Below are 14,472 nucleotides of genomic sequence, written 5' to 3' on the forward strand. Positions count from 1 at the left end.
CTACTTCATATTCTCTGGAATAACATTCATAATATGCAACTAAATATTTTGCCATATCTATATTCCTCTTATCATCCTTTTCTACATATAATTTTCAATTTCTCTAATTGCATCTTTTCTGGGTTTATAACATCCAGTGCATTTTGTTTCTCGCCACATATTATCTTTTGTTAATAGATAATCTACACTTTCATAATGACTGAATACACCATTCATTGTGCATCTACATGGTTTTAGTGCATGTAAATAACCTTTTTAATTTTTAATAAACCAGAAATTGCCTTCAATAGATTTAATATTTATTAACAGCATAAGAGCAGCAATCACCCATAATGTGAGCTCTTATACTTTCTGTCGTTCCATCATATGGTAATTTCATAATTACCTCTCCTTTAAAATCAGTATTTTATATGATTATTTCCTTATATACAGTTCTTTCTTTTTATATGTAATTTTAGTGATATTCCTACAAGTAAGAACTTCTTTGCCATTATTATTCCCTCTCCATGTAGCAGCATCTAACTTTCTAATGAGTTCGTAACCACGTTTAGTAGTTTCAAAATCATATGCACTAAAATAATCGTTGTCCATCATACACCTAATGACTCTATGAGGATTCATTTTTGCGAACTCTTTTCTCCCATTCAATTCAAATTCAACAGAAACGGTCTTAGCGTCTACACTTCTAATTCCCTCCGCAATTTTAACTTCATAATCTTTTACCACTGAGCGATTTTCCACCAATTCTTTCACTTTTTTGTTATAAGACTTTTTATAAATCCAATTCTCCTTCTTTGATTCTAGTCTTTTAACCGCCTCTAATTCCAGATTAATTACTCCACATAAAGAGTTCGCTATATCCTGTTGATTAAACATAGATTCAATTGTTGATTCATTTACTACCGGATTTTTTACAAATAAAATTCTTCTTGCTTCATCCTTGCATTCCTTTAATAACTCCTCACCTGTAATATCATTTTCCTTCAAAGACTTGTAGAAATCCGCAAAGATAACAGATTTAACATACTCATTTTCCTTTATAACAATATCTATGAGTTTGAAAATATTTTCCGGCAATTCAGTTTCTCCTCTGTATATATCAAGTTCAAACTCATCTACAATATAAATTTTGTCATCTGCTACAATAGCAACCAATTTCGGATTTAAATCTAAATCAGTATGAAATTTTTCGTCTCTATATGAATGTTCTCCATACACATATCTTGCTTTTCCCACATTGCACTGAATAAAAAAGTGATACCTTTTATCAGTATCACAATTTCCAGACTCAACCATAAATGATTCTGTTGTTTTTAATACTTTCTCCGCAAATTTATCAATTAATCTTTCCATAGTATACTTTCCTTTCTTATATCGAATTTATTACCATACTTTCAACTTTCCATTGCCTTTCCTATTAATGAACAATATGGATATTTCTGTTCATTTTTAACAATCTGATTTTCTATCTCTTCTGCAACAATTTTTAAAACGCTGTCAGAATCTTCATTTTTAATATCATCAACTTTCCAACAATGCCCAATTTCATCACAATAGTCATATGGATAGCTTTCACCTTCTAAATTTGCATATCCATACCCCGTATCAATACCACCAACATATAAATCTGCACACAGATACTCAATGTCATCAATATTTTTATTAATTAAATCCAAACATAATACTCCTACTCTAATATGTGTTATAAAATCGTCGTTATCAGGGAAAACATTATTTCTAGCATTTTTTAACCATGTCTCTAATAGTCCAATATTATCACAAACCCAATTAAATTTCTCATTCATAATTTTGTCACCTCGTCAATCTATTACACCGCTACCATAAAACATTTCTATAGTTTCATTCTTATCTTTCCACTTCTGATATTCTGATTCCAATATTTTATCCTGGAACTCATAACGCCTTGCACTATCATATCTTCCGCTTCGACGCAATGCGTATATTCTTTTAAAACATTCCTCTTTCGTCCCATGAAACTCATGCACCTGTACTAACTTATCCCTATAATTACTATAAAACCAATTAATAATTTCGTTCACTTTTACTACCATATTTTTCTCTCCAATTTTATAAAAAAACATTATTTTTTACGGACTATTCTTCTACTTCTATTACAATTTTTCCAACATATGTATCCCAACTCATAGGAAGTATAACTGCCAATCCAACACTTGTTTCAATATACAGTGCTGATTTCCCATTTGTATAATAAACTTTTGCGTTCTTTCCGTCATTGATAATGCTATATGCCTAATCTAAAATCCCGACTTTATAATAAGCATCTTTATAATGCCAAGCGTATGTAAATTTACAAATATCCAGTTCTGAGCCTTTATATTTATATCCTCTAGCTTTTACAATAGATAATGCTTTATTCGGATCAAACTCTTGAAAATCAAAAGGCATATCAATCATTTTCTGCACATTAAAATATTCTTTTTCATCTGCCACACTACTAAAATCTTCCATCGTTCCAATACTTTCTGATGTAAGAACAAATGAATATTTACTAAGAAAATAATTCATTTCTTTTCACCACGGATTTCTACAGAAAGGTTTTTACAGGGATAAAACAACCTCTTATCATAACAGTCTGCATATTTAAAATATCTCTTCATTGCAGTATATCTTTTCTTTGCATCAGCACCGCCTAATTTTTTTAATTCATCTTGAAAAATTTCATCTTGAATTTCTCTTTTAAGTTCTTCGATTCGTCCGTTATTCAACATTTCAAGTATTTTAGTCTTTTCCATTAGAAAATTCCTCCTATACAATAAATTCAATCATAAATTGCTCATAATCTTTATACTCTATCACTTCTTCCATTGCTGCGCGTAAATAAAGTATACTTAACGCATCATCACATTCTTTTGTATCCGCATCAATATGAAAAATTAGGCACCAGCTTGTAAATAATGCTCTGATTTGATCTTTACCATGACAATCTTCCCACCCACAACATATAGCACAATCAATTATATAATTTAAAAATTCTTTCTTATTCATAATGTAATCCCCTCCCTAAAATTTCCCATTTTCGCAAATTCTCTTTTATCAATTTCTTCTGCTATTTTGTTCCTTTTGATATCTGTGTTGATACCATAAATCATTTTTCCAAAGCATAGCGAAATATATTGTTTCTTTAATTCATTAGTTGCCGTATTATCAAATTCACTCTTTTTATTTTTCACTCTTATTCTCCTTAAATATTCGTTGATAACCATTGATAAATCCAATTTTCTATGTTTCCTTCACCATTATCTTTATTCCTTATAACAAATCGATTTTATGCTATCTTTTTTTCAATTCTTCTATCGTATTAATCATAGATTGAATTGTATATGGTTGTGGTCTGTTCAATTTTTTTGATAATTCTGGATGTCTAACTCTTACTTCATAAATCCACTTATTGTTATCAATTTCCTCATCTGTGACATTATCTAAATCACAATTTGTAATTTTATAATATCGAATACTGCATCCTATATTATCTGCATGACAAGCAGAATTAATTTCTTTTCCTGTTGCTCTTATTTTTATATTACTTTCCATTACTTCTCCTTTATTGACTTACTTAAACACTTAAAATATTCGTTTTATGTTTTTATCCACGATTATAATAAAGCCACGTTTCTAGCTCATCTAAATCTCCAATTATTCTTCCACATACAGCAATTGATTTGTTATCATCACCAATTTCTATCCTCGTTATATCCCCATTATTAAAGAAAAATGTAATACTTTTTTTATCGGCTGATAATTTATACTTGCTATGAAATTTTTCTAATACATCAATAATATTTTGTATTGTAATTGCCATTAGCATTCCTCCTCTTGTTTACAATGTTATTTAATTTAATACCGAGATATTATCTTCCTGCGCTTCCCACTCCTCTAAAAAATCATATATTGCACTATCATTGTAAACTGGTGAAGAAAATCCATGTTCCAATGTATGAAATTCATCACTATTTACACATAATACAATATCGTTATTTTCTTTGCCTTCTTCGATTTCCTTTTTACATAATTCATATAACTCCTTTACTGTCATAATTTTTCCCACCTTCCCTATAAACTTCGTGATTTATATGTTATCTTTCTACAACTCCAAAACATTGATTAATTTCTTCTAATCCATGACAACATACTCCACCTGGATAACGATAAATAGCCATATATTCACCACCATTCAACGGTTGTATATCATATAATGTTGCTTTATATCCTCCATTTCCGATTATCTTGTATGGATATCCATCTTTTCTCATTTTTTCAATAATGTCTTGTGTTGTTGCCATTGCAACCCCTCTTTCTCACCAGTCTAGAAATTCAATTGTCCAAATTTTACGGTCGCCAATATATTGTATACATAGTTCATTTTCAAATTTCCAGTCACTTGCTTTCCCATATTCGATCCATGAACCTTTTCCACTATTCGCTAGTGTAACAGGATGATTTGGTTCATTATCAACAATTGAATAAAAACCGTTTGTTTGGATTAGATTCGGTTTTCTGATCTGTCCAACATATTCTGGTCTTATTCCATGTTCTACAATTATAAATTCATTTTTATTATTAATTGCTTTCTTTAATTGTGATAAATTTTTTATTTTCATAATAGTTTTCCTTTCTACTGAAAAGGACAAGTGTATTTCAACTTGTCCTCAACGATTTTATTCTATACTTAATTATTTGTTTTTCTTTCTCCTTTTCTTTCATAAAATGCTTATATTAAAATGTTAATGCTTCAAAAAGTAATATCAATGCATATCTAAATCCATCTTTAAAACCGTTGATTAAAGCTATATTCATTACAGGACAAATAACCATTTCTTCTAGCTCTTCCCATTCTTCTTCCGATAAAGTATTTTCGTATTTTTCTTTATATTCTCTTACTAATTCATCTTCATCAATTTTTGCTCTAGTTATTGCTTCTACATGCTGCGAATGTTCTGTTCTCAAATACACCTCTTCATAAATATCATTCAGTTGTGACATATTATTTTCTCCTTCCATTTTAAATTTTTGAAAAAAATAAAAGCTTTTAAATTATTGTTATTGTCAAACGCTTTCATATTTTAAAATCTTTATTAAGTTTTATATATCCTTTTGTTAATTCAGAATATAACAGAATACATAAAGAGAAAAAAATAAGCTCCAATTATTATTAACTCAACACTTAAATAGTTATCCTCTTTTTTCTTTTTACATTTTTTCTCTTTTGTATTAATATTAATTAATTGTATAGTCTTTTTAGGTTTTATATTTATAAGCTGTAATTCTTTCATACTTCTCCTTTCCCATTCTACCTAATAAGTTTTTCAATCAAAATTTAATTTATCCAAAGCTTCCACCGCGGTTTTCTGAATAGTCGGAATTATATGACTATATGTTTTTAATGTTTCTATTATATTCGCATGTCCTAGCCGTTCTTGTACGACTTTGATATGCACGTTATTTAATAGCAAAAATGTGGCATGAGCATGTCGCAGATCATGAAATCGCCGCGGGCGCACCCCTGCAATTTTGCATTTCTTTTTTAACGTGTGAGCAATATTATACGGAACTATCATTCGCCCATCATTCCAGGAAAATATGAATTCTGATTTACTATTTTCGTAATACTTGCGTAATATCTTTATTGTTGCTTCATCACAATCTACACGCCGCTTTGAACTCGGCGTTTTTGTTTTTCCAATCACTGTTTTTCCCTTTTTGTCGAGGCTTTGTGATTGTTTTACTATAATAAAATTTTCCTCAAAATTTATTGCATCTTTCGTTAGTGCAAAAATTTCTCCTTTCCTCAATCCTGTTCTAAACGCTATTTCTATAGCATCACGTGTCCACTCTTTCATTTCCACCTTTAAAATTTTTTCTACCTCTTCCGCAGTGAACGGATCTACTATGTGCACATTTTTTGCCGGAATAACTAAATTCTTACAAGGTGTTTCTTCTATATATCCTTTTTCTTCTGCATATTTGAAAGACATATTCAATACTTTACTATAATTTATAATTGTATTTCTCTTTTTTTCTTTTTTATTAAACTCATAGTAAATACTCTGTATATCTTCTCCTTTTATGTTTTTTATCTTTTTATTATATATATCGTAATTTTTTAATAAATTTATACTTTTTATATATCCATATGTAGTTCCATCATGTACTCTCATTTGATGTAATTCAATCCACTCGTTTAGCAGTTCACCCAGAGTCATATTTTCTTTTTTGTTTAAAAAGAACATTTTTTCTCCTTTCTTTTCTATAAGCAAAGCTATGAGAAAAATTTACTATTTTACAACATATGTGAATACATAATTTATATCCCCTGTGCCTATATACTCACGATGCCCCCACGTAAATTCATGATATGTATAAACCTCTTCAAGCATGTCCCGACACTCAATATATACTTTTCTTTTTTCATCAGTAATTTTCAATAAAATTTCATCAAAAAGTGTATCTATATTTTTCCTTGTCCAGTAGAAGCTCGCTGCGCGATGTTCGTTTACCTCATCAATATTTATCTTTTGCCCTTTATACATGAAATATCTAAAATGACAATTTCTAGAATAATTATATTCTGCTTCTATTGTTGCCCCCACTTCTTTGATTCTCCTTGCCATGTACGCAAAATCTTTTACCTTTTGACTTACCATATTTCCCATCATATTATTCCTTTCTTTTTCTGTTTTTCACACTTATGTAAAGATTGAATCAGATATACTTCTGATCCATAAAAAAACAGATTAAAGATTTTTCTTCGCAGTACTCTTTAATCTGTTTTATTCTTTCTTCTCTATTTTGTTTTGATTTTTTACCCCGTTCTGTTTATTCTTTAAATTCTTTAAATTTTCGATTTTCCATTCTATGATTAAACAAACTGTTATTTGAGCATAAGCAATCAAAAACAGCTTTATTAAGACTATATGCATCCGGCTTATCGTTTTTAATCCAATATAAAAAATTATCTATTGTATTATTAAATATTTTCATAAATGAGCAGTTATTTCCAAGATGTTTGTTATAAATATCATTTCCATTTTCGTCTGTAATTCGCAAGCTAATAAGTACATCCTCTAATGCTCTATCTGGGTAAATTGTCCATTCGTATTTATTTATTTTTCCATAGACTGTAAATCCATATGCTATGTAAAGTTCCTGTTCTTGTGCGTTCTTGTTATAGATGATTCCCATTGCTTAACTCCTCCTCTCTTTCCACCTTGAATAACCAATCTATCTCTTCATTATTGTGTCATTCGTTCTTTTCAAACTTAATCCCTCCTCAATATTTTCATAATATTAATAGGTTTTATTTTTCCACTTTTCAATTCTTCCCTTGCGATTCTATTTTCTTTTTGATTTTCAACATACCGCTTAATCACTTCATTCTGTTCTTCCATACATTGATAAAATTCTTTTTCCGGCTCATCCCAATACCACACGAAATATAAGTCTATCAAACTATTTGTATCATCATATATACGCTTACATTTCCTAATAGAGCCATTCATTAGAAAAGTATCTTCTAAAGCGTCAATAGATTCAAATATATCTGGCGATACATGATGTTCTATAGTTTTATAAGTCCATACAATAAGCTGATCATCCCAATTTCCAGGTTTTACATTCGCTCTTACAGTTCGTAACCATGCTTGAAAATCTGTTTCATTTTTCCACGCACAATGTGTATTAGATATAAATTGATATTCATTTTCTTTATTGTCCAAATCACATATAATATAATGTTTATCATGTGTTTTCGTTGAGCATTCTTCTTTATTGCAATCACATATCCATGTATTGACAGTAGCATAAAAATCAATACCACCATCCGCGCATGCTCCACAATGCCCAAAATGCCAAAAACGACGCTTATTTTTCCCGATATATGTAAACTTTTCTAATGATATGTAATGAAATGCTCCACCTGCTGACACTGAAAATAAAGCGTTTTTCTTTTCACCAAGATCACAATATACATTTGCATGTTCCGCAATATACGCATTGTTTCCTTTTATATGTTCAATAAATGCATTGTCATAATATATACCTTGTTCATCCGTATACTGGACAATATCACCTGCTTGTGGTTGTATTTCCGTTCTTGATGTTTCAATACTTTTTACGCATTCATTAACCTTATTAACATCTGCTTCAATCAATTCATAATGTGCTGATAAAAATCTAGAATTGATTGTTGATAATGTTTCGAGTGTATACATTGTTTTTCCTCCTGTTATCATTTAGATTCTAATTTCAGCATGCAAAACATATTTTCTAGCTGCATCTTCACCTTCATGTTGTAATATTCCATATATGCTGTAATAGATTGCGTCTAATTGACTTTCATTCAACACTATTTGATGATTTTTTTCTTTAACTCTCTCAATAGCAATATCGTATAATTGATCTATGGTGTTCCTTTTTAACATATTTTTTCCCCTTTCCTTTTATTCCCTTTACAAGCATGTCTGCTCCAGACAACGCATGATGGCGATACATTATATTGTTTCGCTAACTCTATGCTGTCTTTTTGTACTTTTCAATAGCAATATTTTTCATATCTTTTTTCCTTCTTCTTACTTGCTATCATTAACATCGGGATGCGATTCCTTGTCAAACGGAGAATTCCTCCCCGGTTTCGCTGGCCTGCTTAAAAATTTTCTTCTTTGATTTCTACAACACCAAACAGATCACAAGGCTCATTTCTAAAATATTTGAAACATTGATAAAAGATACAAGACCTGACAAAAAAATTATAATCGTTATATTTTTTCTGATTATTGTTTTGATCATAAATTTTAAAATCGTCTACTAGATTATTATTCCCGGTTACGATTAATGTAGTTTTTACATCTTTCGCTGTGCTATCATCTATTTTTAATATATCCCGACAATATTTTAATTCATCAATTACAAATGTTATTTTTTTCATTTCCAAAACCTCTTTTCTATTTATTCCTTTTTCGAGTAAAACATCCATCCGGCATCTATCCGGGCGTACATCCTCTGTGTCAGTTATTTGGTACAAAAGAAAAATTCTAAAAACCCATACTTATCGATTGCGGAAATACAACGCTTTGTCTGTGTTTTAATAATAAAGCCGTAATTTTCCAAATATCCAGCCATTTCATTAATTGTAAATCCTTTCATTTCTTTCCTTAAAAAATCCCACATATTTTCTCCTTTCTCGCCTGCCTCGTCACATTTCGGACGGTCATTTCTGACCGCTTCGGCTATCTATCAATGATCCGCATCCCGTTTTTATCAGTTATAAATTCATCAGCAGATTTACAAAAATGCTTAAAGAATCTTGTATCATCAATTCGACAAAAATAATCTTTTTCACCTATCCGGTATGTATTTTTTGTTAATTGTTCAGCACCTTGAATACAAAGAAAAATATATTCTTCTGTGTAAATGTCGAAGGCTTTCAAAAACAGATCATCAATGGCGAACTGTATATCGTTTGTGAAATATACTTCCTGCACTACAATGTCAGTGCAGTTTATAAAAGTGATTGTATAATCTCTTTCTGCGTTCTTTTCTGCGTAGACTTTAATATTTCCAACTTTTTCTATATATTTCATCATGTTTATATCCTCGATTTCTTTTTTTAACTTTTCAATACATGCTTTTATTTTATGTCATGCTCATAAAATGAATAATAGTCATCTCCGATAATTAAGTTATCTAAAAATGATATATCCATCAGTTCAGATACTTTTTTAATTTTCCGATATACAAATATATCTTCTCTACTAGGACTAACATCACCAGATGGATGATTATGTGCTAATACAAAACTCGTTGCATTACACAATAAAGTTTTCTGTAAAATTTCTCTCGGACTACAGAAAGAAGCGTTGACACTTCCATGTGATAATTCAAATATTCCAAGCAAACGACATTTCTCATTAAAGCAAAGTAAATATACATATTCTTCTGTCTGCCTGTTGTGATTAAACACATCACAAAGCATTTTATAAATTTTCCCTGCATTGTCCAATTTTTCAACTGGATAGTTGACAGCATTTTCTTTAACTAATAAACAATGTTTTTCATAATCTAGCAAAGTTGCATATTTCGTTATTCTCATATGATTAACCTCCACTTCTATCTTCTGCATTTTCCGAGCTTAAACCTAAATACAGTTATTTGTATCAAATATTTTCTTACATTCATTCAATGCTTTTTCATATTCAGATTTTTTAATCCTCTTTTTTACAAGTGCTCCATCCATGTTCTAATCATGAAGGTTGCAAGATTCAACAAGCATATAACATCTTCCGTTTTCTTTGTCTCTTTCATAATCGATACAATTATATGTAAAATCATTTTCGCTTCCAATCCAATGTTGGACATAGCCTCTATAATCTGTCTTGATTTCTGTCATTTTTCTCCCTCTCTTTCCTTACATTAAAATTTTCCAGTACATCAATACAGAAGGTTTTCTTTTGTTGCGTCTGTACTCATGTACTGGAAAATAAATTTCCTTTATTTTCTACTTCATATATGTAATTTATTTACAGCGGTTTTTTCTGATACTTTGTATTGTTTTTTCTTGTTCCTGTTTTCAGCGATCCGCCTCTAACGCTTAAATTTTCCAGAATAAGCTCTTTCAATACAGTTGTCAAAAACTCTCGTCCACGGTTTCCAACACCACTTTTGACCGTTTCCAATAAATTATTAGGATGTATTTGAAGGATAAAGCGCTTTTTGCTTTTCCGTTTGGATGATTCATCATCGCCATTTTTCCGCATTTCACGGTCAGCTATTATTCCACTGATATTTTCCGTTTTTGGATGGTATTCCGCTACGTCTGATGTATGGTTATCCCATACGTCCCGGATGTAGTCAGCGTGTACGGCAACACGATATACTTGTTTTACGGCGTATATTCTCCCGTAGTGTTATAGAGTGACTCTCTCTTCTTACATTCTCATTGAATATGTAATTCCTCCATGTGCAGCGTCTAAAAAAGGTTGCACTTGTTACGCCTTAATTCCAGCACTCCACTAGAAAAAAGGATTTCATTGTTACTATTCTCTTTTTATCTGGGAAATTTCCGTCAAGTGAATACTTGACGTTCTTTAAGAAATGATTTATACTCAAATTGTTCAGAAGTGAGTATTAAAACACTCTTGAAATTTCCCTGTTCTGTAAAGAATGGGGATTTTTCTTTTTTCAATTCTTTACTCGGAAAATGATTTTCCGACCGCCCCATGAGGGGCACGCACTAGGCTTGACGGCTATTTATACTCGCCTAGTCGAGTTATGATACTTTCCTTTTCAGTTCATCTATTTCTTTCTGCATGGTGTCCATTTGACGAATTAAAAGGTTTACCGTGCTATTTTCCAGTTTAATCGTATTTACTGTACTTTCAAGATTATCAAGGCGTTTATCCATTCTTTCAAAATGTTCATTTGTTCTTTCCTGTACGTTGTCGATTTCATTTAAAACTCGATTTTCTAACGCTCTCATGTCTTTTCTGACTGATGTAAACTCCGCTTTCATCTCTTTTCTAACCGATGTAAACTCCGCTTTCATCTCTTCCCTGACGCCTGATATTTCCTCTTTCATTATCGTCCGAATCATCTCTAGATCCTGTTTTTCTAACATTTTTTGACCTCCTTCTTTTCTATATGAAATACATTTCCCCATTAATTTCCAGTGCGATAGCATCCTTCCTGTCTTTTAACTTGTTTCAAGCATAACTCCAGATTTTCGCTTTGTCAACTATTTTCTTTAATATATTAAAGATTTTCTTTTTCATTTTCCATTATTTCTCCAGGTTGACAGTCTAGCGTATCACAAATACGTGCTATAACATCTAATGAAACGATTTTATTTTGACGCATTTTTGACATTGTAGAACTAGATGCACCTATAGCAGTTCTTAACTCTTCTACTGTCATATGCCTTCTATTCAGCATGTCAAAAAGTTTATAGTATGTTATCATATCCTCACCGCCTAATCTTAATATAGGCTATTATAGCATATTTCTAGTTGTATATCTATTTGTTTCGGTTCGTTAGTTTCCATGTTTAAAATGTACTTATAGCGTCACCGCGTAAAGGTGAACCATTGACGCCATGCCGGAAATCTCCGGCTTATTATATGTCGTTTACGTCAGACATCCAGACGGCAGCTTTTTAGGTTTACAGCATATGCTTTCATCCCTGTCGGGGGTTCGCCCGTCGCGGTTATTATATTCTTCAGTAGTCCCGCGCCTTTTTCTGATTTTTCAGATTTTTAACCTCAAATTTTTGGAAAGCCCATTCTACCTAGCTTAATCGGTAACGGTAATCATTTTAAATGTGATACCTGTTTTCACATATCGCGGTCATCATATTTTTAAACCGCTGACCGTCTCACAGTTTAAGTACTACTTTCTATTCTGTACTGCCTGGCTCAACTTTTTCAATTTTTCAGACTATGAAAGTTTCATGTAATGTCCCTTGCTTCTGTCACGCTACTTATTAAATTGCTATAGATTGTTTTATGTCCCGTTTGTGCGGTGGTTATTATCAACCGTCAATTTAATTTTCACATCCACAAATGATTGTATTGTCTGCCAGTTTTCAATGAAATACACTTCTTGCATCCTCTTCTGCTTTTCATGCCGTGTCAATCCCGGCAGAGAGTCAAACGCTTGAAATGTATTACATTTTCAGCGGTACAGTATAGAAAAGTTATACTTTTCAAGATGTATCGTCATATCTCATTTACGTTGTTTTTTACGGACGTTTACAATAACCTTCTACTTATTGCGTTGTGCTACTTGCATTTTATACAGTCGCATTGTATAGCTGTCTGTACTACTGATTGACGTTGTAACCGTTTAGCTTTTTTACAGAGTTCGTAACTTTGCTCTGACTACACCCACATTTTTATTAATCGCTTTACTTTTTAGAACTGACACGGCAGAACTTCATTTCATACGCTTTTATTATATAGTTGTAGTTTTCATTTTTTCGGGAAATGTAACCGCTATAAAGTTTAATATGTAACTTTTTTGGAATGTCGCCGACTATACAAAGATAGTTCGTTTTACAGCTTGATTCCGGTGCTCTGTGTTTATACGGACTTGCAACCGTTACGGAAAAAACCGTAGTCACATTACCGGTGGTATATGCTTTTTTATGCGCTCTAGGTAAAGCTATATATACCAGTGAAACCCTAGTGTTATTTTGCAAAATAAACATTCAATACAATTTCTGGTTTGTATTAGATCAGTCATAAAACGGAACCTATTTTGACACCGCGAGAAGGTAAAGTTTTTATTGTCTAAACCGTTTTGTTTATCTCTTTTAACTTGTCTTAATCTTATCACAAGTTTTTCATTGTGTCAATAGTTTTTTATTGTTTTTCACAAGTTTTTTCATGTTATTATGTTTATAGAAAAAGCATACATCTATAGTATGCTTTACTCTATGCGCGTGCCATCTGGAAATTCAAACCCGGAAAAATATTTGCAACCCAGAGCTTGCGACATCAACTTGAAATCTTTATCGCTAAACTTGCCAGTTTTCAAACGTCCTGAAAAATTTTGTTGACTCATCCCCATTCGACGGCCTAGCTCTGTTTTACTGATTCCGGCAATAACACATGCACTTTCAATTTTTTGTTGTATAGTCATGTTATACACTCCTGTTATAATTATGTAATATTAGTATAGCAGATACTAAAAAAATTGGAAAGCATTGTTTTATTTATTAATCAAAGTACAAAAAAGTGTAAAGCCTTTAACAACTTAATAGACTTTACACCCTTTATATTTGCTATGTAATATTATGATACCTTTTCAAGTTTTGCGCTATGCTCACGTACCACTTTTTTAAGTAGTGCTATATCTTCCTTCATGCCATCTATGCTGTCAGCTTCATTTTTGTATCGCTCATATGTACTAGTATAACATGATTCAATGTTTTGTAAGCGCGGCAAAACGTTGTTTTCTAATGTCAATTTAATACTTGTTATATCGTTGCGAATTGGTGCCAACTCGGAATTTAACTTTTTATCCAACATGTCTGATATAGCTAATAACAATTCATTATCTGTCATGGAATCACCTCTTTATATGATATACAATGTATGATGTGATAAGATTATAACATATCAAGAGTATAAAGTCTATTAAGTTATCAAAGTACACTTTTAGAAATTATGTAAGTTTGCGATCGACATTATTATAAGCTATCCATTTTGTGAGTTTGCGGAGCCTTACACTTTATAGCGTCGCTTATTTTGTTTGTTGTGTCGCTTGACTTGATGTAATGATAGCATATAAGTTTATTTATGTAAATAGTTTTATTTATTTTTATACCATTTTGTTTAATATACATAAATACAAATATTATTCACTTGCTTTATATTGTTAAATATGTATAATTATATTTATAAATAAAATTTGATACAATAATCTACTATTCAAAAGCGA

27 protein-coding genes are annotated in these 14,472 nt (G+C 31.2%); all 27 read right to left on the reverse strand.

Annotation, left to right across the window (positions count from 1 at the left end):
* Positions 1-414: 414 nt before the first annotated feature.
* The 27 genes from H8S37_RS04325 to H8S37_RS04455 all read right to left on the reverse strand — a co-directional run bounded on the left by H8S37_RS04325 (position 415) and on the right by H8S37_RS04455 (position 14,096).
* Entirely contained in the window at positions 415-1,353 is a 939-nt protein-coding gene (locus tag H8S37_RS04325) for a hypothetical protein (RefSeq protein WP_186874793.1), read from the reverse strand.
* A 41-nt stretch (positions 1,354-1,394) separates the two neighbouring features.
* Positions 1,395-1,805 (reverse strand): hypothetical protein, encoded by a 411-nt coding sequence (locus H8S37_RS04330; protein WP_186874794.1) that lies wholly within the window; start codon positions 1,803-1,805, stop codon positions 1,395-1,397.
* Positions 1,806-1,820: 15 nt separating this feature from the next.
* A complete protein-coding gene (locus H8S37_RS04335) occupies positions 1,821-2,072 on the reverse strand; it encodes a hypothetical protein (protein WP_186874795.1) in 252 nt (83 codons plus the stop codon).
* Between the two features lie 199 nt (positions 2,073-2,271).
* Entirely contained in the window at positions 2,272-2,547 is a 276-nt protein-coding gene (locus H8S37_RS04340) for a hypothetical protein (protein WP_186874796.1), read from the reverse strand.
* Positions 2,544-2,774, reverse strand: coding sequence for a hypothetical protein (locus H8S37_RS04345; RefSeq protein ID WP_186874797.1), 231 nt, complete (start codon positions 2,772-2,774; stop codon positions 2,544-2,546). The genes H8S37_RS04340 and H8S37_RS04345 overlap by 4 nt, the downstream gene beginning before the upstream one ends.
* A 13-nt stretch (positions 2,775-2,787) precedes the next feature.
* Entirely contained in the window at positions 2,788-3,027 is a 240-nt protein-coding gene (locus H8S37_RS04350; protein ID WP_186874798.1) for a hypothetical protein, read from the reverse strand.
* A complete protein-coding gene (locus H8S37_RS04355; protein WP_186874799.1) occupies positions 3,024-3,212 on the reverse strand; it encodes a hypothetical protein in 189 nt (62 codons plus the stop codon). The genes H8S37_RS04350 and H8S37_RS04355 overlap by 4 nt, the downstream gene beginning before the upstream one ends.
* A gap of 100 nt (positions 3,213-3,312) precedes the next feature.
* A complete protein-coding gene (locus H8S37_RS04360) occupies positions 3,313-3,573 on the reverse strand; it encodes a hypothetical protein (protein WP_186874800.1) in 261 nt (86 codons plus the stop codon).
* 52 nt (positions 3,574-3,625) lie between these two features.
* Entirely contained in the window at positions 3,626-3,841 is a 216-nt protein-coding gene (locus tag H8S37_RS04365; protein ID WP_186874801.1) for a hypothetical protein, read from the reverse strand.
* A gap of 30 nt (positions 3,842-3,871) precedes the next feature.
* Positions 3,872-4,075 carry a hypothetical protein gene (locus tag H8S37_RS04370; RefSeq protein WP_186874802.1) on the reverse strand — a complete coding sequence of 68 codons (204 nt, stop codon included), beginning with the start codon at positions 4,073-4,075 and terminating at the stop codon, positions 3,872-3,874.
* A gap of 40 nt (positions 4,076-4,115) precedes the next feature.
* Positions 4,116-4,322, reverse strand: a complete 207-nt coding sequence (locus H8S37_RS04375; protein WP_186874803.1) for a hypothetical protein — start codon at positions 4,320-4,322, stop codon at positions 4,116-4,118.
* A gap of 15 nt (positions 4,323-4,337) precedes the next feature.
* The gene (locus H8S37_RS04380; RefSeq protein WP_186874804.1) at positions 4,338-4,640 is read right to left on the reverse strand and encodes a peptidylprolyl isomerase; all 303 of its coding nucleotides are present in this window, start codon (positions 4,638-4,640) and stop codon (positions 4,338-4,340) included.
* Between the two features lie 115 nt (positions 4,641-4,755).
* Complete coding sequence (locus H8S37_RS04385) at positions 4,756-5,022, reverse strand: hypothetical protein (RefSeq protein ID WP_186874805.1); 267 nt, start codon at positions 5,020-5,022, stop codon at positions 4,756-4,758.
* A 119-nt stretch (positions 5,023-5,141) separates the two neighbouring features.
* The gene (locus H8S37_RS04390) at positions 5,142-5,312 is read right to left on the reverse strand and encodes a hypothetical protein (protein ID WP_186874806.1); all 171 of its coding nucleotides are present in this window, start codon (positions 5,310-5,312) and stop codon (positions 5,142-5,144) included.
* Between the two features lie 33 nt (positions 5,313-5,345).
* Entirely contained in the window at positions 5,346-6,269 is a 924-nt protein-coding gene (locus H8S37_RS04395) for a tyrosine-type recombinase/integrase (protein ID WP_186874807.1), read from the reverse strand.
* Between the two features lie 45 nt (positions 6,270-6,314).
* Positions 6,315-6,695 carry a hypothetical protein gene (locus H8S37_RS04400; RefSeq protein ID WP_186874808.1) on the reverse strand — a complete coding sequence of 127 codons (381 nt, stop codon included), beginning with the start codon at positions 6,693-6,695 and terminating at the stop codon, positions 6,315-6,317.
* Positions 6,696-6,855: 160 nt separating this feature from the next.
* Complete coding sequence (locus H8S37_RS04405) at positions 6,856-7,221, reverse strand: hypothetical protein (protein ID WP_186874809.1); 366 nt, start codon at positions 7,219-7,221, stop codon at positions 6,856-6,858.
* 77 nt (positions 7,222-7,298) lie between these two features.
* Positions 7,299-8,249 carry a DUF4121 family protein gene (locus H8S37_RS04410; protein WP_186874810.1) on the reverse strand — a complete coding sequence of 317 codons (951 nt, stop codon included), beginning with the start codon at positions 8,247-8,249 and terminating at the stop codon, positions 7,299-7,301.
* A 21-nt stretch (positions 8,250-8,270) separates the two neighbouring features.
* The gene (locus H8S37_RS04415; protein ID WP_186874811.1) at positions 8,271-8,459 is read right to left on the reverse strand and encodes a hypothetical protein; all 189 of its coding nucleotides are present in this window, start codon (positions 8,457-8,459) and stop codon (positions 8,271-8,273) included.
* Between the two features lie 221 nt (positions 8,460-8,680).
* On the reverse strand, positions 8,681-8,962 hold the full coding sequence (locus H8S37_RS04420; protein WP_186874812.1) for a hypothetical protein: 282 nt from the start codon (positions 8,960-8,962) through the stop codon (positions 8,681-8,683).
* 83 nt (positions 8,963-9,045) lie between these two features.
* Positions 9,046-9,204, reverse strand: a complete 159-nt coding sequence (locus H8S37_RS04425; protein ID WP_186874813.1) for a hypothetical protein — start codon at positions 9,202-9,204, stop codon at positions 9,046-9,048.
* 59 nt (positions 9,205-9,263) lie between these two features.
* A complete protein-coding gene (locus H8S37_RS04430) occupies positions 9,264-9,620 on the reverse strand; it encodes a hypothetical protein (protein WP_186874814.1) in 357 nt (118 codons plus the stop codon).
* A gap of 44 nt (positions 9,621-9,664) precedes the next feature.
* A complete protein-coding gene (locus H8S37_RS04435) occupies positions 9,665-10,126 on the reverse strand; it encodes a JAB domain-containing protein (protein WP_186874815.1) in 462 nt (153 codons plus the stop codon).
* Positions 10,127-11,302: 1,176 nt separating this feature from the next.
* Positions 11,303-11,650, reverse strand: a complete 348-nt coding sequence (locus tag H8S37_RS04440) for a hypothetical protein (RefSeq protein WP_186874816.1) — start codon at positions 11,648-11,650, stop codon at positions 11,303-11,305.
* 134 nt (positions 11,651-11,784) lie between these two features.
* Positions 11,785-11,991 (reverse strand): helix-turn-helix domain-containing protein, encoded by a 207-nt coding sequence (locus H8S37_RS04445; protein WP_186874817.1) that lies wholly within the window; start codon positions 11,989-11,991, stop codon positions 11,785-11,787.
* A 1,467-nt stretch (positions 11,992-13,458) separates the two neighbouring features.
* On the reverse strand, positions 13,459-13,671 hold the full coding sequence (locus tag H8S37_RS04450; RefSeq protein ID WP_186874818.1) for a helix-turn-helix domain-containing protein: 213 nt from the start codon (positions 13,669-13,671) through the stop codon (positions 13,459-13,461).
* Between the two features lie 152 nt (positions 13,672-13,823).
* Positions 13,824-14,096, reverse strand: coding sequence for a hypothetical protein (locus H8S37_RS04455; protein ID WP_186874819.1), 273 nt, complete (start codon positions 14,094-14,096; stop codon positions 13,824-13,826).
* Between the last annotated feature and the right edge of the window lie 376 nt (positions 14,097-14,472).

The sequence above is a fragment of the Mediterraneibacter hominis genome, assembly GCF_014287475.1.
In the GTDB taxonomy this organism is placed as follows: Bacteria; Bacillota; Clostridia; order Lachnospirales; family Lachnospiraceae; genus Mediterraneibacter; species Mediterraneibacter hominis.